This is a genomic window from Mesorhizobium sp. 113-3-3, from assembly GCF_016756495.1.
GTDB lineage: Bacteria > Pseudomonadota > Alphaproteobacteria > Rhizobiales > Rhizobiaceae > Mesorhizobium.
This window is the reverse complement of sequence record NZ_AP023243.1, coordinates 2156046-2172111: the sequence shown is the minus strand read 5'-3', so window position 1 is coordinate 2172111 and position 16066 is coordinate 2156046. Positions and strand designations below refer to the sequence as shown.

The 16066-nt window shown below is 64.8% G+C and carries 18 protein-coding genes; all 18 read left to right on the top strand.

What is annotated here, in order from left to right; genetic code table 11:
• Nucleotides 1-35 precede the first annotated feature (35 nt).
• The 18 genes from flgB to JG746_RS10505 all read left to right on the top strand — a co-directional run bounded on the left by flgB (nt 36) and on the right by JG746_RS10505 (nt 15909).
• On the top strand, nt 36-416 hold the full coding sequence (gene flgB / locus JG746_RS10590; protein WP_202358082.1) for a flagellar basal body rod protein FlgB: 381 nt from the start codon (nt 36-38) through the stop codon (nt 414-416).
• A gap of 2 nt (nt 417-418) precedes the next feature.
• Nucleotides 419-835 carry a flagellar basal body rod protein FlgC gene (gene flgC, locus JG746_RS10585; RefSeq protein WP_027060084.1) on the top strand — a complete coding sequence of 139 codons (417 nt, stop codon included), beginning with the start codon at nt 419-421 and terminating at the stop codon, nt 833-835.
• The gene (locus JG746_RS10580) at nt 832-1155 is read left to right on the top strand and encodes a flagellar hook-basal body complex protein FliE (protein ID WP_202358081.1); all 324 of its coding nucleotides are present in this window, start codon (nt 832-834) and stop codon (nt 1153-1155) included. Before flgC ends, JG746_RS10580 begins: the two co-directional genes overlap by 4 nt.
• 11 nt (nt 1156-1166) lie before the next feature.
• A complete protein-coding gene (gene flgG, locus JG746_RS10575; protein WP_202358080.1) occupies nt 1167-1955 on the top strand; it encodes a flagellar basal-body rod protein FlgG in 789 nt (262 codons plus the stop codon).
• Nucleotides 1956-1961: 6 nt separating this feature from the next.
• On the top strand, nt 1962-2486 hold the full coding sequence (flgA, locus tag JG746_RS10570) for a flagellar basal body P-ring formation chaperone FlgA (protein WP_202358079.1): 525 nt from the start codon (nt 1962-1964) through the stop codon (nt 2484-2486).
• Nucleotides 2483-3724 carry a flagellar basal body P-ring protein FlgI gene (locus tag JG746_RS10565; protein WP_202358078.1) on the top strand — a complete coding sequence of 414 codons (1242 nt, stop codon included), beginning with the start codon at nt 2483-2485 and terminating at the stop codon, nt 3722-3724. The genes flgA and JG746_RS10565 overlap by 4 nt, the downstream gene beginning before the upstream one ends.
• 3 nt (nt 3725-3727) lie before the next feature.
• The gene (locus JG746_RS10560) at nt 3728-4315 is read left to right on the top strand and encodes a MotE family protein (protein WP_202358077.1); all 588 of its coding nucleotides are present in this window, start codon (nt 3728-3730) and stop codon (nt 4313-4315) included.
• Complete coding sequence (flgH, locus tag JG746_RS10555; RefSeq protein WP_202358076.1) at nt 4312-5019, top strand: flagellar basal body L-ring protein FlgH; 708 nt, start codon at nt 4312-4314, stop codon at nt 5017-5019. Before JG746_RS10560 ends, flgH begins: the two co-directional genes overlap by 4 nt.
• Nucleotides 5020-5039: 20 nt before the next feature.
• On the top strand, nt 5040-5534 hold the full coding sequence (locus JG746_RS10550) for a flagellar basal body-associated FliL family protein (RefSeq protein ID WP_202358075.1): 495 nt from the start codon (nt 5040-5042) through the stop codon (nt 5532-5534).
• Nucleotides 5531-6262 carry a flagellar type III secretion system pore protein FliP gene (gene fliP / locus JG746_RS10545; protein ID WP_202358074.1) on the top strand — a complete coding sequence of 244 codons (732 nt, stop codon included), beginning with the start codon at nt 5531-5533 and terminating at the stop codon, nt 6260-6262. The genes JG746_RS10550 and fliP overlap by 4 nt, the downstream gene beginning before the upstream one ends.
• Before the next feature lie 245 nt (nt 6263-6507).
• Nucleotides 6508-7500, top strand: coding sequence for a flagellin N-terminal helical domain-containing protein (locus tag JG746_RS10540; RefSeq protein WP_202358073.1), 993 nt, complete (start codon nt 6508-6510; stop codon nt 7498-7500).
• Between the two features lie 276 nt (nt 7501-7776).
• Nucleotides 7777-8847, top strand: a complete 1071-nt coding sequence (locus JG746_RS10535; protein ID WP_202358072.1) for a flagellin N-terminal helical domain-containing protein — start codon at nt 7777-7779, stop codon at nt 8845-8847.
• A gap of 131 nt (nt 8848-8978) precedes the next feature.
• Complete coding sequence (fliF, locus tag JG746_RS10530; RefSeq protein WP_202358071.1) at nt 8979-10628, top strand: flagellar basal-body MS-ring/collar protein FliF; 1650 nt, start codon at nt 8979-8981, stop codon at nt 10626-10628.
• A 3-nt stretch (nt 10629-10631) separates the two neighbouring features.
• Nucleotides 10632-11252, top strand: coding sequence for a hypothetical protein (locus JG746_RS10525; protein WP_202358070.1), 621 nt, complete (start codon nt 10632-10634; stop codon nt 11250-11252).
• Nucleotides 11249-12655 (top strand): MotB family protein, encoded by a 1407-nt coding sequence (locus JG746_RS10520; RefSeq protein WP_202358069.1) that lies wholly within the window; start codon nt 11249-11251, stop codon nt 12653-12655. Before JG746_RS10525 ends, JG746_RS10520 begins: the two co-directional genes overlap by 4 nt.
• On the top strand, nt 12652-14022 hold the full coding sequence (locus JG746_RS10515; protein ID WP_202358068.1) for a chemotaxis protein MotC: 1371 nt from the start codon (nt 12652-12654) through the stop codon (nt 14020-14022). Before JG746_RS10520 ends, JG746_RS10515 begins: the two co-directional genes overlap by 4 nt.
• Nucleotides 14019-15392, top strand: a complete 1374-nt coding sequence (fliK, locus tag JG746_RS10510; RefSeq protein WP_202358067.1) for a flagellar hook-length control protein FliK — start codon at nt 14019-14021, stop codon at nt 15390-15392. The genes JG746_RS10515 and fliK overlap by 4 nt, the downstream gene beginning before the upstream one ends.
• Nucleotides 15322-15909, top strand: a complete 588-nt coding sequence (locus tag JG746_RS10505) for a transglycosylase SLT domain-containing protein (RefSeq protein ID WP_202358066.1) — start codon at nt 15322-15324, stop codon at nt 15907-15909. The genes fliK and JG746_RS10505 overlap by 71 nt, the downstream gene beginning before the upstream one ends.
• Nucleotides 15910-16066 lie beyond the last annotated feature (157 nt).

The window sequence follows — 16066 nt, the reverse complement described above, 5'->3', positions numbered from 1 at the left end:
CGGCCTAGTCTTTGGGCACATGCCCGGAGATTCCCATGGAGCCCGTTTCCCTTTTCGATCTCGCCGCCAAGCAAGCGCAATGGCTTTCCGTGCGCCAGTCGGCGATCGCCGGCAACATCGCCAACGCCAACACGCCCGGCTACACGGCAAACGATGTCGAGCCCTTCGAAAAGGTGCTCGACCGCACGGCTGTGTCGCTGCGGACCACCGAGGCCGGCCATCTCGGCAGCGCGGCGACCAATGCCGGCTTCACCATCAAGCCGCAGGAAGATGACGGCGTGGTCCTCCCGTCCAAGAACTCGGTCGTGCTTGAGGACCAGCTTCTCAAGGCAGGCGAGGTGCGCCGCTCCTTCGAGCTCAACACGGCGATCGTCAAGGCCTTCCACTCGATGATGATGATGGCGGTGAAGAGCTGACCATGGACGCACTGACCGCAGCCCTGAAAGTCGCAGCATCCGGCCTCGGCGCCCAGTCCGAGCGCCTGCGCGTGGTTTCGGAAAACCTCGCCAATGCCCAGTCGACCGGCACCACGCCCGGCGCCGACCCGTATCGGCGCAAGACCATCAGCTTCGTCTCGGAGCTCGACCGGGCCTCGGGCAGCTCGACGGTTGAAGTGAACTCGATCGATCGCGATCCGAGTGACTTTCCCGTCGAATTCCAGCCCGGCAACGAGGCCGCCGACGAGAAGGGCTACGTCAAGATGCCCAATGTCAACGTGCTGATCGAAATGGCCGACATGACCGAGGCCAACCGCTCCTACGAGGCCAACCTGCAAGTCGTGAAGCAGGCGCGCGACCTCATTTCAATGACCATCGACCTGATGAGGAACCAATGATCGTGAACGGCATCGGCGCGCTTAACCTGAAGCCCGGGCTGGGCGATACGGCGACCGACCTGCTTCAGGGCGGTGTCGCGCCGGCGATATCAGGCAACCTTGGCACCTCCTTCGCCGAAGCGGTGAGCCAGGCAGCCTCCAAGACCGTCAACACGCTGCAGAATGCCGAACAGGTGTCGCTCCAGGCGCTCAAGGGCGATGCCGACACCCGCCAGGTCGTCGATGCCGTGATGAGCGCCCAGCAGGCGCTTCAGACCGCCGTCGCCATCCGCGACAAGGTCGTTTCGGCCTATCTCGAAGTCAGTCGAATGGGCATTTGAGGAGTTAGGGCATGAAAGCACTTGCCATTGCCGCCACCGGCATGAATGCCCAGCAGACAAATCTGGAAGTCATCGCCAACAACATCGCCAACATCAACACCACCGGCTACAAGCGGGCGCGCGCCGAATTCTCCGACCTGCTCTACCAGGTCGACCGCACGCAAGGCGTGCCCAACCGCTCCAACGCCTCGCTGGTGCCGGAAGGCGTTTCGATCGGTCTCGGCGTCAAGACGACGGCCGTGCGCAACGTGCACACCCAGGGCGAGCTGACGAGCACCGGCAACAGTTTCGACATGGCCCTGACCGGCCGGGGCTGGTTCCAGATCGAGGGCGCCGACGGCGGCACGCTCTACACCCGGGCCGGCGCCTTCAACACCAACGCCACCGGCCAGCTGGTGACGGTGGATGGCGCCAATGTCATTCCGGCCATCACCGTGCCGACCGATGCGGTCGAGGTGATCGTCAACAAGACCGGTCAGGTCTTTGCCCGCATCGACGGCCAGACCAATCTGCAGACTCTCGGCCAGCTCCAGATCGTCAACTTCGCCAACGAGGCGGGACTCGCACCGCTCGGCGACAACCTCTTCCAGGAAACGGCGGCATCCGGCCCGGCCAACGTCGGTGTGCCCGGCGACCCCGGCTTCGCCACCGTCCAGCAAGGCTATCTCGAGGCTTCCAACGTCGATCCGGTCAAGGAAATCACCGAGCTGATCTCGGCGCAGCGCGCTTATGAGATGAATTCCAAGGTGATCCAGGCCGCCGACGACATGGCCTCGGTCGTCTCCAAGAACATCAGGTAAGGGATGATGGCCATGCCGATCTCCTGCTCCGCATTCCACCGCACCGCGCTGATCCTCGCGCTGGTGTCCGGCGGCCTGCCGGCTTTCGCCCAGGAATCGGCAAATCAGTCGGCAACGCAGATCGCCAGCAATCAGCCTGCCGGCGAGGTCGTGCTGATCCCCAACCGCGTCATCTATCCCGGCGAGACCATCGAGCTCGCCGCCCTGAAACAGGTGACCCTCATCCCTGGCAAGCACAAGCCCGATGCGATGGCGACCCGCGCCGAGGAACTTCAGGGCAAGATCGCCAAGCGCACGCTGCTGCCTGGACGCTACATCCCGACCGCCGCCATCCGCGAAGCCTGGCTGGTCGAACAGGGTGCCGCCGTGCAGGTGTTCTTCATCGCCGGCGGACTGACGATAACAGCTACCGCGGTGACCTTGCAGCCAGGTTCGGCCGGCGACTTCATCAAGGTTCGCAACAGCGACAGCGGCAAGATCCTCTCCGGCACGGTGATGGCCGACGGGACCATCCAGGTCAGCGCTTCATGATGCGCCTGCTTGCCCTTCTGCTCGCGGCCACGCTCGGCCTGCAGCCGGCCTTGGCGGACGGCCTGACGCCCAAGGCCAAGCGTGAACTCGCCGCCAGGAACGGCGGCGTCGACAATGATCCGGAATATGATCCGGCCACCACGACCCGCATGTTCCGCGTTTCGCCCGGGCCAAGCTCGCTGCCGCCCGGCCAGGTCGCCTCGCGCATCAAGGATATCGCTCAGCTGCAAAGTTCGCGCGACAACCAGCTGGTCGGCTACGGCCTGGTCATCGGTCTTGCCGGCTCAGGCGACAGCCTGCGCAATTCGCCGTTCACCGAACAGTCGATCCGCGCGATGCTGGAAAATCTCGGCATCGCCACCGAAGGTGGCAGCGCGCGCGCCAAGAACGTTGCCGCCGTCATCGTCACCGCCAACATGCCGCCCTATGTGCAATCGGGCGCGCGCATCGACATCGACGTCTCCTCGATGGGCGACGCCACCTCGCTTGCCGGCGGCACGCTGATCATGACGCCGCTGAAGGCGGCGGACGGCGAGATCTACGCCGTGGGCCAGGGCGCGGTCATCGTTTCCGGCTTCACCGCCAAGGGTCAGGCCGAGCAATTGACGCAAGGCGTGCCGACCGCCGGCCGGGTGCCGAACGGTGCCATCATCGAGCGTTCGGTGAAGGCCGAGTTCGACGACCAGTCGACACTGACGCTGCAATTGCGCAATCCCGATTTTTCGACCGCGATCCGCATCGCCGACGCGATCAACGACTACACCAGCCAGCGCTTCGGCATGCGCGTGGCGGGCGAGCGCGATTCCCGCACCGTGCAGATCAGAAGGCCGAAGAGCGTTTCGGCCGCGCGCTTCTATGCCGAGATCGAAAACCTGGTGGTCGAATCCGACACCCCGGCCCGCGTCGTCATCGACGAGCGCACCGGCACCATCGTCATCGGCAACGACGTCAAGATCTCGCGCGTCGCCATCAGCCATGGCACGCTGACGGTGCGCATCACCGAAGCGCCGCGCGTCGTGCAGCCCGAACCCTTCTCCAAGGGCGAAACTGCCGTCGAACCCTTCACCGCCATCGACGCCACCCGGCCCGACGCGCGCGTCGCCGTGCTGGACGGACCCGACCTGCAAACTCTGGTCTCCGGCCTGAACCGTCTCGGCGTCAAGCCCGACGGCATCATTGCCATCCTGCAAGGCATCAAGTCGGCCGGCGCCCTGCAAGCCGATCTGGTTCTCCAATAGGCGATGCCGATGATCTCTTCCCCCTCATCCCACGAAAGACGCTCCTCCCGCGCAATCCTGTTGGCGGCCGTGGTTCTGGCGGCCATGGCCATTGCCAGTGGCGGCGCACATGGCGAGGATGTCGTTCGCCAGGTTCTGCCCGGAGCGCAACCCGCGGCGGCGCCGCAGCAATTGACGCGGGAAAAGGCGCCTGACCAGAGCGAGATCGAGCGCTTCTGCTCCAACATCGCCGATGCCGCCCGCGACCGCCGCTATGCCTTGCAGGCGGAAGAGCTGAAGCAACTGCAGGCCGGCATCGACGAGCGCATGAAAGCGCTGGACGCGAAGAAAGCCGAATACGAGACCTGGCTGAAGCGGCGCGAGGTGTTCCTGGCTCGGGCCGAGGACGGCGTCGTCAAGATCTATGCCGGCATGAAGCCCGACGCGGCGGCCGAACGCCTGGCAATCGTCAACGCCGACCTGGCCGCGGCCATCCTGATGAAGCTCGATTCGCGCAAGGCCAGCGTCATTCTCAACGAAATGGACCAGAAGGCGGCGGCAACGCTCACCGGCATCATGGCCAGCGCAGCCCGAAGGGTAGATCCGTCATGATCCGCAGAATGCTCATCCTGTGCGCGGTCGCCACGCTGTCCGGCTGCGGCACCAACCTCAGGGAAGTCGGCAAGGAACCGTCGCTGTCGCCGGTCGGCTCAGGCATCGACGGCGGCAACACGTCTTCCCTGTACAGATACCCCGAGCCGCCTCGGGCGCCGGTAAAGAAGTTCTCGCTGTGGGACGATCGCCAGAGCCGCCTCTTCACCGATCCCCGGGCGCTCTCGCAGGGCGACATCCTGACCGTCAGGATCAAGATCAACGACCGCGCCAATTTCAAGAACCAGAACGACAGGAGTCGCACCGCCAACCGCAAGCTCGGCTTCGACCTCAGCGCGCAGTGGGACAAATGGAGCACCGCCGGCAAAGGTGCGGGCACGCTCAACTCCGCCACGGACACGACGGCCGATGGCGAGATCAAACGATCGGAAACGCTTGAACTCAATGTGGCGGCGATCGTCACTGATGTCTTGCCGAACGGCAATCTGATGATCACCGGCTCGCAGGAAGTGCGCGTCAACGCCGAACTGAGGGTGCTGACCATCGCCGGCATCGTGCGGCCGGCCGATATCGGCGCCGAGAACACGATCCCCTACGAACGCATCGCCGAGGCGCGCATTTCCTATGGCGGCCGCGGCCGCATCACCGAGATCCAGCAGCCGGCCTACGGCCAGCAGGTTCTCGACCAGGTTCTTCCGTTCTAGGGATTGGAGAACAAAGCGCCGTGGCCAATGTCGAACAGCTTCAGCCGCGCAAGGGTCCGTCCCTTGTGGTCCAGGGCGCCATGCTGCTGGTGGTGACGGCCGCTGCCATCGGCATGGGCTGGATGTCCGGCGGCTATCTCAAGGGTGCCGGCGCACCGTCATCGGTCCCGGCTGCGCCTGAAAATGAGGGCAAGGTCGCCGAACCCGCTGCCGCGCAACAGCCAGGGGCGGGGCCGACGCTTGTCGCGCTGGCGCCGATCACCACCAACATCGCCTCACCCGCCGACACCTGGATCAGGATGGAAGTATCCGTCGTCTACGACACGCCGCAGCCGCCGGCGATGACGGAGGACATCCATCAGGACCTTCTGGCCTTCGTGCGTACGCTGAAGATGCATCAGATCGAGGGCGCCAGCGGTTACCAGCACCTGAAAGCCGATATCGAGGAACGCGCCTCGATCCGCAGCCAGGGGCACGCCAAACAGGTTCTCATCAGGACATTGCTGCTCGAATGAAGAAGTTCCTTCTCGCCGCGGCGCTGATCGGCGCCGCCACCTCCGTCGCGGCGGCGCAGCAGCTGGACCTGGGCGGCATCGGCAAGGCCGACGGCGCCACCGTCGGCTACATCATCCAGATGTTCGGCCTGCTGACCGTGCTTTCGGTGGCGCCCGGGCTGCTGATCATGGTGACGAGCTTCACCCGTTTCGTCATCGCCTTCTCGATCCTGCGCGCCGGCATCGGCCTGCAGTCGACGCCGGCGAACCTCATCCTCATTTCGCTGTCGCTGTTCATGACCTTCTACGTCATGGCGCCGACCTTCGATCAGGCCTGGAACACCGGCGTCAAGCCGCTGATGGACAACCAGATCAGCCAGACCGAAGCCTTCGAGAAGATCTCTGATCCGTTCCGCACCTTCATGCTGCACAATGTGCGCGACAAGGATTTCGACCTGTTCGCCGACCTCGCCCGCGAGCGCGGCCAGGTCGTTGCCAAAGAGACGGTCGACCTGCGCATCCTGGTGCCCGCCTTCATGATCTCCGAGATCCGCCGCGGCTTCGAGATCGGCTTCCTGATCGTGCTGCCATTCCTGGTCATCGACCTGATCGTCGCCACCATCACCATGGCGATGGGCATGATGATGCTGCCGCCCACCGTGGTGTCGCTGCCGTTCAAGATCCTGTTCTTCGTCCTGATCGACGGCTGGAATCTGCTCGTCGGCAGCCTGGTGCGATCCTTCAACTGACCTCACCGTCTCGGCCCGAAGCGACGACTGCCCGCAAAGATCGCGCAGTGCGCGAGGCGTCGATTTTTTCTCCAATTATTTTTGCTTAACCGTCCGGTTTAGGCCTTTGGTAGGAACTCGCCGCCATAGTCGCTCGCAGATGGCGGGTGACCCAAACGCAACGGTCATTGGCATGATGCCGCTCCGTCATACCGGACAAACCGGTATGTCAAAAAAACACCTGTAAAAACAAGGTACGAGTAGCCATGGCCAGTATCATGACGAACGCCGCCGCTTTGACGGCGCTGCAGAGCCTTAACGCCACCCAGAAGAGCCTCGACACCACCCAGTCCCGCATCTCGACGGGCTATCGCGTTTCCCAGGCTTCGGACAACGCCGCCTACTGGTCGATTGCCACCACGATGCGCTCCGACAACCAGGCCATGTCCACCGTTTCGGACTCGCTCGGCCTCGGCGCTTCAAAGGTCGACACCGCCTACACCGGCATGAACAGCGCGATCACCACCATCAACTCGATCCAGCAGAAGCTGACCGCGTCCTACGGCCAGACCGACGCCGCCAAGGAAAAGACCCAGGTGGAAATCGCCGCCCTTCAGGCACAGCTGAAGGGTTACGCCGACTCCGCCACCTTCTCCGGCACCAACATGCTGTCAGTAAACAGCGGCGCGACGGCCACCACCGCTGCGGATGTCAAGGTTGTTTCGGCCTTCAACCGCACCTCCGCCGGCGCGGTTTCGATCTCGACGATCGACGTCAACGTGGAAAGCATCAAGCTGTATGAAGCCGGCACGGCCGCAACGTCGAAGGGCATCCTCGACGCCAACCGGCTCGGCGTCTCCGGCGCCGAGACTGCCACGGCTTCGGCTCCGACCCTGGGTGCTGCGGCTGCGGCCACCGATACCTATTCGGTCGCCAGCCTGTCGATCTTCTCGGGCACCACTGCCGCCAGCGACAGCCAGATCTCGCAGATGATGACCGTCGTCGATGCCGCGCTCAAGGACATGACGACCGCCGCCACCAAGCTCGGCGCCGCCAAGAGCTCCATCGACCTGCAGAAGACCTTCACGCAGAGCCTGATGGACTCCATCGATCGCGGCGTTGGCCAGCTCGTCGATGCCGACATGAACAAGGAATCGACCCGCCTCCAGGCATTGCAGGTCCAGCAGCAGCTCGGCGTCCAGGCGCTGTCGATCGCCAACGGCTCGTCGCAGTCGATCCTGTCGCTCTTCCGCGGCTGATCGCCCTAGACCGACCAATCAAGGAAACGGGCCGCGCCAAAAGCGCGGCCCGTTTTGCGTTTGCTCCAGCCCCGCGCAACCCTCGTTTCTTACCCCCTCGAAAGCGAGCCTTTAACAGGCCGTTAACCATAACGCGCTAGTCATGGTTAACCAATAGCTTACAACGGATTGGCGAATCGGCCCGGTCGGGCGACCGCAATCGATGGGCGGGCCAGCGGCTCGCGAGGGCAATGCCGGCTTTGACAAAGACCGGCCTGGGAAAAAGGAGCGAGTTTCTTGGCGAGCATCATGACAAACGCTGCGGCGTTGACGGCACTTCAAAGCCTTAACGCCACCAACAAATCGCTCGAGCAGACACAGGCGCGAATCTCGACGGGCTACAGGGTCTCCGAGGCCTCCGACAACGCCGCCTACTGGTCGATCGCCACCACGATGCGCTCCGACAACGCAGCCTTGTCGACGGTGCAGGACGCGCTCGGCCTCGGCGCCTCGAAAGTCGACACCGCCTATACCGGCATGAACAATGTTCTGACGTCGATCGGTCAGCTCAAGACCAAGCTGCTCTCCACCATCGGCCAGACGGCCGCGGCCAAGGCAAAGACGCAGACGGAAATCACCACGCTTCAGGCGCAGATGAAGTCCTTTGCCGATGCCGCCACCTTCTCGGGCTCGAATTATCTCTCGGTGACGTCAACGCAGGTCTCTGCCCCCAATGACGGCGTCCAGCCCGACGCCAAGATCGTCGCGGCCTTCAATCGCTCCTCCTCCGGCGCCATCTCGCTCGGAACGATCGACATCGATGTCGAGAGCACGAAACTGTTCGACAACGGTCTTGCCACCGCCGTCAAGAACCAGGGCACGCTCGACCGCAAGACGTCCGTATACGCGACGGCGGCCGCCCAGAACCTTTACGACACCGCCTATGCGGCTGCGATCGCTGGTGGACAGACCGACATCGCTGCCAACACCGCCGGCCAGACGGCTGCGGGCGCGGTGGTCCCCAGGATCGACAACGTTTCCGCCTTCAATCTCGACATCACGGCAGCGGGTGTAACCGACGACATCATCACCCAGATGATCGGCAAGATCGACAAGGTCATGAGCCAGCTGACCGACCAGGCCACCATCCTGGGCGCTGCCAAGAGCTCCATCGACCTGCAGAAGACCTTCACGCAGAGCCTGATGGACTCCATCGACCGCGGCGTCGGTCAGCTCGTCGATGCCGACATGAACAAGGAATCGACCCGCCTGCAGGCATTGCAGGTGCAGCAGCAGCTCGGCATCCAGTCGCTGTCGATCGCCAACAGCTCCTCGCAGTCGATCCTGTCACTGTTCAAGAACGGCTGATCCGGCCATAGCAGCCAGACACTGCTCCCTCCAATTCACGGGCCGCGCCGCAAGCGCGGCCCGATTTCATTTTCGCACAAGCTTCGAGGGCTAGTGTTCCGGCGGACAATCATGCTGGGAGTCGCTCTATCGTGCCGGAACAGATCCAGAGCATCATCTCGAATCTCCGCGGTTTTGGTGTGAAGCGCCTCGCCATGCTGGCGGGCATCGCCGTTCTGGTGATGGGCGTCATCGGCATCGCCTCGGTCTACCTCAACCGTCCAGCCTACGACACGCTCTATGTCGGGCTCGACCGCTCCGACGTGAACCAGATCGGCCTGGTGCTGGGCGAGGCCGGTATCGGCTTCGACGTCGGCGCCGACGGAACCTCGGTTCTGGTGCCGGCCGGCACCACGGCGCAGGCGCGCATGCTGCTTGCCGAAAAGGGTCTGCCGACCAGCGCCAATGCCGGCTACGAGCTGTTCGACAATGTCGGCGCGATGGGCCTGACCTCGTTCATGCAGCAGATCACCCGCGTGCGCGCGCTGGAAGGCGAGATCGCCCGCACCATCCAGTCCATATCGGGCATCAAGGCAGCGCGCGTCCACATCGTCATGTCCGAGCGCGCCAATTTCCGCCGCGACGAACAGCAGCCCTCGGCATCGGTGGTCATCCGCTATGCCGGCATCGACGCCGAGAAAAGCGCCCAGTCGATCCGCCATCTCGTCGCCGCGGCCGTGCCTGGCCTGTCGGCCGACAAGGTGACGGTGCTCGATTCCAACGGCAACCTGCTCGCCGCCGGCGATGATCCCTCCAACACCAGCGCGGCCCGCACGCTCGGCGTCGAGCAGACCGTCGAGGCGCAGATCAGCGACAACATCCGCCGCGCGCTCACCCCCTATCTCGGACCCGACAATTTCCGCGCCAGCGTCAAGGCCGAGGTCAACACCGACACCCGCCAGACCGAAGAGACGATCTTCGATCCGAATTCACGTGTCGAGCGCTCGGTGCAGTCGGTGCGCGCCAACGAGAACAGCAACCAGAAGCAGGCCTCGACCCCGGCCAGCGTCGAACAGAACCTGCCGGAGACCCAGGCGACCAGCACCGAGGGTCCGCAGACCTCTTCGGCGAACGACCGCAAGGAAGAGATCACCAATTACGAGATCAATTCCAAGAAGATCGCCACCGTCTCCAACGGGTACACCGTGACCAAGATGTCGATCGCCGTCGTCGTCAACCAGGACCGGCTGAAGGCGATCCTGGGCAAGGACGCGACACCGGAGCAGATCGCCAAGCGCGTCGCCGAGATCCAGAAGATGGTGACGTCGGCCACCGGCCTCGACGACAAGCGCGGCGACGTCATCGACGTCTCGGCGGTCGAATTCATCGACGGGCTGGACGGCGAAGCGATCCCGCAGGCTGGAATGCTGGATTCCGTCGGCCAGCACGCCGGCACGCTGATCAACGCCGCCGCTTTCATCGTCGTGGTGTTCCTGGTGGCCTTCTTCGGCCTGCGGCCGATGGCGGCCGCGCTGACGGCAAAAGCGACGCCCGCTTTGTCGGGCCCGAACTTCGATGAAGTGCAGCGTTCGCTGCCGACGCCTGAAGCGGTCGCGTCCGCCGATGCGGGTGCCGCCATCGGCGCCTTGCCGGGTTCGCGGCCGAGCGTCAATCCGCTCGATGATCTTCGCCAGAAGATCAGACCGGCGCCACAGGAGCGGCTTGCCCGCATGGTCGACCTCAACGAGGAGCGCACAGCGCAGATCCTGCGCAAATGGGCGGCCCAGGAAGTCGCGGCGTAAACCATGGCCTCCGCAGCGCTTTTCGATCTTCTCCCTGATTTCGGTACGCGCGCGCCGCGTGCCGGCCAGCCGCAGGCCGCGTCCGAGCACAGACCGGAGATATCCGCACCGGAGGCTGATATCGGCACGCTGATCGCCGAGGCGGTTGCCCAGGCGGAGGCAGCGCTGGCGGAACGGCTCGTCGCGGCCCATGACGCGGCGCTGGAAGCGGAGCGCCAGGCGAATGCCGAGGAAGCGAGGGTTTTCCTGGAAAGCTTCGGCGGCGATATCGGCAAGGCGGTCTCGCTACGCATCGACGCCATGGAGGCGCGCGTGACGGACCTTGTCACCGCCACGGTCGCCCGCATCATCGGCGGCGTTGTCAGCGACGATCTGCAGAAGCGCTCGCTTGAAGCGCTTGCCGGCGCGATTCGCGAAGCCGTCGGCGACGGCGAAGCGGTGCGCATCGCCGTCCGAGGGCCACTGTCGCTGTTCGAATCGCTGAAGGCGTCGCTTGGACCACGCGTTGCAAATCTCGACTTCATCGAGGCGCCGGGCTTCGACCTGACCGTGAACATCGACGAGGCCGTGTTCGAGACACGCATCGCCGAATGGTCGGCGACCCTTTCCGAGGTCCTGTCATGAGTGCTGTCGACGCCGATCACGGCAGGCACGAGATCATCATCGTGCGGCGGGCACATGACGATCACGACGAGGGCCATCATGGTGGCGTCTGGAAGATCGCCTTCGCCGACTTCATGACGGCCATGATGTGCTTCTTCCTGGTCATGTGGCTGATCAACGCCGCCAACGAACAGACCAAGGCGGCCGTCGCCAGCTACTTCAACCCCGTCAAGCTCGTCGACCGCGAGTCGAGCCGCAAGGGCCTGGAGGATCTCGGCAATGGGCCGCGCGCGGTGGGGATGACGACCGACGACCCGCAGGAGGCGACGACCAAATCCGGACAGGACGGCATCGGTGCGGCGGGCTCATCCAACCGCAAGCAGGACAAGCAGGAGCCGAACAAGGCCGAGCAGTCCGACGATCATCTGTTCGCCGATCCCTACGCCGTGCTCTCCGAAATCGCCACCGACACCGGCGTCATGCAGAACGTCAGCCAGAAGGGCGATGGTGGCGCGCAGAACGCCGGTCCCGCCACCGGCGCCTCGGGCGGCGCATCCTACCGCGATCCCTTCGAACCGGATTTCTGGTCGCAGCAGGTGGCCGCGCCCGCCGCCGAGGCGAGTGCCCAGCGGCCCAAGATCGAAGGCGATCCGCTCAAATCAGGTGACAGGGCCGCGGAGACGCAGGTCGCCAAGGTCAAGGCCGTGCCGCCGGCGCCGGCCGTCAAGGACGCACCGCTCGAGCCCTTGGCCGCAGACGGCAAAGACACCGCAGCAGCGATGGCCAAAACCGGCGAAACCAACCCCGGCGAAACCAAGGCTAGCAGTGCCAAGGCCGGCGATGCCAAGGCTGGTGATGCCAAGACGGACAGCAAGGCTGTGGCCGCCGCCAAGGCGGATACCGCGGCCGCCGCGCAAGAGACGACCGCGCCTGAAGCCGGGGAGAAGCCGCCGACCGCCGCTGCCGTAAAGGCCGCGGCCGACGTCAAGCGGCAGCTGGCCGATGCCTTCAAGCCCGGCGACAAGCTACACGACGGCGTTTCGGTCGAAGCCACCGACAAGGGCGTCGTCATCTCGATCACCGACCAGCTCGACTTCGGCATGTTCGAAGTCGGATCGGCGGTGCCGAGCCGCGAACTGGTGCTGGCGATGGAAAAGATCGGCCGCATCATCAACAGCCAGAAGGGCACCATCAGCATCAACGGCCACACCGATGCGCGCCCCTTCCGCAGCGCCAGCTACGACAATTGGCGGCTGTCGACGGCGCGCGCGCATTCCGCCTACTACATGCTGGTGCGCGGCGGCGTCGACGAACGCCGTATCACCGAGGTCGCCGGCTTCGCCGATCGCCAGCCGAAAGACCCGGCCGACCCCATGTCGGCGGCCAACCGCCGCATCGAGATCCTGATGGCGACCGGCGGATGAAGCGGGCCGCCGTCACCAGCCGGCTGATGGGCCTGTTGCTGCTGGCAGCCGGATATCCGTCGGTCGCCCTCGCCCAGGACACGCTGCAGCCCTACCAGTTGGTGCGTTCGCTGCAGCTTGTCCAGGACCGCATCGCGGCCGGCGATCACGCAGCGATGCCGATGCAGGCCAAGCTGCTCGAGATGACCGATGCGCGCCTGCGCCAGGCGGATGCGGAGGACTTCAAGGATCCCAAGAATTTTCGCGCGCTGCTGGTCTACGGCATGAGCGGCGGCAATCCGGTGACCGTCGAGGCGGCCGTGTCGCGTGCCGCCACGGACCCGGGCAGCCTTGCCCTAGCCAAGGGTGTGATCGACTATCTGAACGGCCGGCCCGGCGCCGCGATCGAAGCCCTGAGGCCTATCGATCCGATGACACTGCCCGGCGATCTCGGCGCCTTCCTCGCGCTGGTCAAAGGATCGCTGCTTGCCGGCGATCAGCCGGCAGCGGCGCTGACGCTGCTCGAAGAGGCCAAGCTGCTCAGCCCCGGCACACTGGTCGAGGAAGCGGCCTTGCGGCGCTCGGTTGGTATCGCCACCGCGCAAGGTGACGCGGCTCGGTTCGCGCTTGTCTCCACCCAGTATGTCGAGCGCTATCTCTATTCGCCCTATGCCAGCCAGTTCGCCGATTCCTTCGTCTCCGGCGTCATCACGCTGCATATGTCGATCAGCCAGGACAAGCTCGCCGACATCACCTCGATGATGGATCCCGAGCGCGAGAAGGTGATTTATCTGCGCATCGCCCGCCGCGCCGCGATCGACGGCCTCAGTGAATTGTCGGCCTTCGCCTCGGCAAAGGCCGAGCAGGGCCGTGACGGCAACACCAATCAGAGCGATCCGCGCGCACTTCTCTACTCCAGCCTGTCCACCGTGACTTCCGATACGATCGAGGATGTGCGCACCAAACTCGGCAAGATCGACCGCAGCAAACTGTCGGACGGTGACCGCGCGCTGCTCGACGCCGCTCAGGCGATCGCCGGTGAAGTGGTGGCGCCGCCTGCTTCCATTCCGGCCGCAGGTCCGGTGTCCGCACCCCTTGCGCCACCGCCTAAATCTGAGGTCGCCGCCACGCAGGCAGCCGACGAGGCCGGATTGCCACCCGTCGAGGGTGCCGTCTCCGAACGGCCCGCCGCTCCGCCATCCGGCGGGACCGTGGCCGCCGCACCGAGCGCGCCGGCGCCTTCAGCCGATTCGGCGACGGTCCTGCCGGCATCGGCGTCGGCAAATTCTGCCGGTCCCGACACGACCGATCCAACCGACGCCGCCATGATGAAAACCCGTCGACAGCTCGACCTGATCGACCAGATGCTCGGAGCCGCCCCCAAATGACCCCTAGCCTCGGCCCGGCCCTGCCAGGATTCACCGCCGCCCGCACCGCGGAGCAGCCGGCCGCGTCCGGCAAGAAGGATGATGCTGGTTTCGGCAAGATGGTTCATGGCGGCGCGGGCCAGGCGGAAAAGCAGCCGACCACCGAACACGGCGCGCGCGATCCGCGCTGGAGCAAGCTTGCCGCCGGCCTCGCGGCGCAGGCGGGCGAGGGCGAGCCAATGCCGTCCGGCAAGGCTCGGACCATGCCCACCGGATCGACGGCGGCGAAATCCATGAAGGACGGCAAGAACGTCGAAGCGGACAAGGACGCCGATAGCGAAACGCCGACGACCGACGCCGGCGCAACGCCGCTCGACGATCATCTGCCTTTGCTGATGGCGTTTCATGATCTGCGCCATTTCTCGACATCGGCCAAGTCAGCCGACGCGGGCGAGGCCGCACAGGAACCGGCGCTCGACGGGCAGCTCCTGTCGAAAGCCTATCGGTCGGCATCCGCCGCCGGGCACGACGATCTCGAACCGATGCCGAAGCCTGAGCGGGTCTCGCTCGTCGACGGGCCGCTGACGAAGCTCGAGTCCGCCCGCGACGCAAGCGCCGGCACTGGCGCACCACGGCATGACAATGCGATCGCCGCCGGCCCGCTGCCCGAGACGACAACCGCCGATGTGCCCGGCGTCGAGCCGAAGCAGGCAGCGCCGCAGCTGAAGTCCATCGCCGACGTCCAGTCCTCGTTGCGGTCGGAGCCGGGAAAACAGCTCTCGGCGCAGGCGCGCGTCGACGTCGTTTCCGAGCGCAGCTTCCCTGCCCCGCCGCAGGCGCCGATGAGCCAGGCAGCACTCAACGTAATCAACGCCGTAGCGGCCGATGTTGGCCCACAGCCGGCGTTTTCGACAGCCTCCGCGACCAGCCAGATGGCCGGCTCTGTTGCCGTTCCGACACATGTGTTGAAGATCGAACTTCACCCGGCCGAACTGGGCATGGTCACCGCCCATCTTCGCCTCTCGGGAGAACAACTCTCGATTGAATTGAAGCCTGAAACACACGACGCCTACCGCCGGCTTTCCAGCGACAGCGAGGCTATCGTCAAGTCGCTGCGCGGGCTGGGTTTCGAGGTTGATAAGGTCACCATCATGCAACCGTCAGTGGCCGTTCCGGCTGCAACCCGGACGGATGCAACCGCCTCGCTCACTGCCGCGCCTGGCCGCGACCAGTCCGCCTTTCAGCCCGGAAACTCCGGCGGCGGCAACAATGGAGCCGGCGGCCAGCAACCAGGCCAGCAGTCCGCAAGGGGTAATCATGATGACGCGCAAGCCCACGGCCGCGCCGCTTCGCCATCTCGCGAGCGCGCTGGCGGCGATATGTTTATCTAGCCTCGCCAACGCCGCCCTCGCCGCCACCAATCCCTGCGAGCCCGAGATCCTGCGCGCCGCCGACCGCTACGGCGTGCCCGCCGGCATCCTCTATGCCGTCGGCCTGACCGAGACGGGCAAGAAAGGCAGCCTTCAGCCTAACGCATTGAATATAGAAGGAAAAGCAATCTTCCCAAGGAGCCGTGCCGAAGCTCTTGCCACCTTCGCCAACGCGCAGCGCGAGGGCAAGACGCTGATCGATCTCGGCTGCATGCAGATCAACCACCACTATCATTCCTCGCATTTCCGCAGCGTCGAGGACATGCTCGACCCGCGCCAGAACGTCGACTACGCGGCGCGTTTCCTGGCCAGTCTCCATGCCCGCCACGAGACCTGGTCGATGGCCGTCGCCCGCTACCATGCCGGCCCCGACAACGACCCGGCGCAGAAGGTCTATGTGTGCAGGGTGATCGCCAACATGGTTGCCACCGGTTTCGGCAAATGGACAACCAACGCCCGCGCCTTCTGCAACCCGTAAGCGTATTTTCTGCTTCTAATACGCCGACCGCGCTGCTTCGGGTTGCCGTTTTGAACTTGCTCAGAACTTCCCGCCGCAAGCATATCTGGCTGCACGCTAATGCAACCGGTGCGATTCCAGACTCCCAAGAAACTAGTTACAAGAAATGACGGTTGTT

Excerpts from the sequence above, each read along its gene's own strand:
- flgA (WP_202358079.1), top strand. The coding sequence starts at position 1,962 with ATGGCCATGCCGATCTCCTGCTCCGCATTCCACCGCACCGCGCTGATC.
- JG746_RS10580 (WP_202358081.1), top strand. The coding sequence starts at position 832 with ATGATCGTGAACGGCATCGGCGCGCTTAACCTGAAGCCCGGGCTGGGC.
- fliK (WP_202358067.1), top strand. The coding sequence starts at position 14,019 with ATGACCCCTAGCCTCGGCCCGGCCCTGCCAGGATTCACCGCCGCCCGC.
- flgB (WP_202358082.1), top strand. The coding sequence starts at position 36 with ATGGAGCCCGTTTCCCTTTTCGATCTCGCCGCCAAGCAAGCGCAATGG.
- JG746_RS10565 (WP_202358078.1), top strand. The coding sequence starts at position 2,483 with ATGATGCGCCTGCTTGCCCTTCTGCTCGCGGCCACGCTCGGCCTGCAG.
- JG746_RS10540 (WP_202358073.1), top strand. The coding sequence starts at position 6,508 with ATGGCCAGTATCATGACGAACGCCGCCGCTTTGACGGCGCTGCAGAGC.
- JG746_RS10515 (WP_202358068.1), top strand. The coding sequence starts at position 12,652 with ATGAAGCGGGCCGCCGTCACCAGCCGGCTGATGGGCCTGTTGCTGCTG.
- JG746_RS10560 (WP_202358077.1), top strand. The coding sequence starts at position 3,728 with ATGCCGATGATCTCTTCCCCCTCATCCCACGAAAGACGCTCCTCCCGC.
- fliP (WP_202358074.1), top strand. The coding sequence starts at position 5,531 with ATGAAGAAGTTCCTTCTCGCCGCGGCGCTGATCGGCGCCGCCACCTCC.
- flgC (WP_027060084.1), top strand. The coding sequence starts at position 419 with ATGGACGCACTGACCGCAGCCCTGAAAGTCGCAGCATCCGGCCTCGGC.
- flgG (WP_202358080.1), top strand. The coding sequence starts at position 1,167 with ATGAAAGCACTTGCCATTGCCGCCACCGGCATGAATGCCCAGCAGACA.
- JG746_RS10525 (WP_202358070.1), top strand. The coding sequence starts at position 10,632 with ATGGCCTCCGCAGCGCTTTTCGATCTTCTCCCTGATTTCGGTACGCGC.
- JG746_RS10520 (WP_202358069.1), top strand. The coding sequence starts at position 11,249 with ATGAGTGCTGTCGACGCCGATCACGGCAGGCACGAGATCATCATCGTG.
- JG746_RS10505 (WP_202358066.1), top strand. The coding sequence starts at position 15,322 with ATGACGCGCAAGCCCACGGCCGCGCCGCTTCGCCATCTCGCGAGCGCG.
- flgH (WP_202358076.1), top strand. The coding sequence starts at position 4,312 with ATGATCCGCAGAATGCTCATCCTGTGCGCGGTCGCCACGCTGTCCGGC.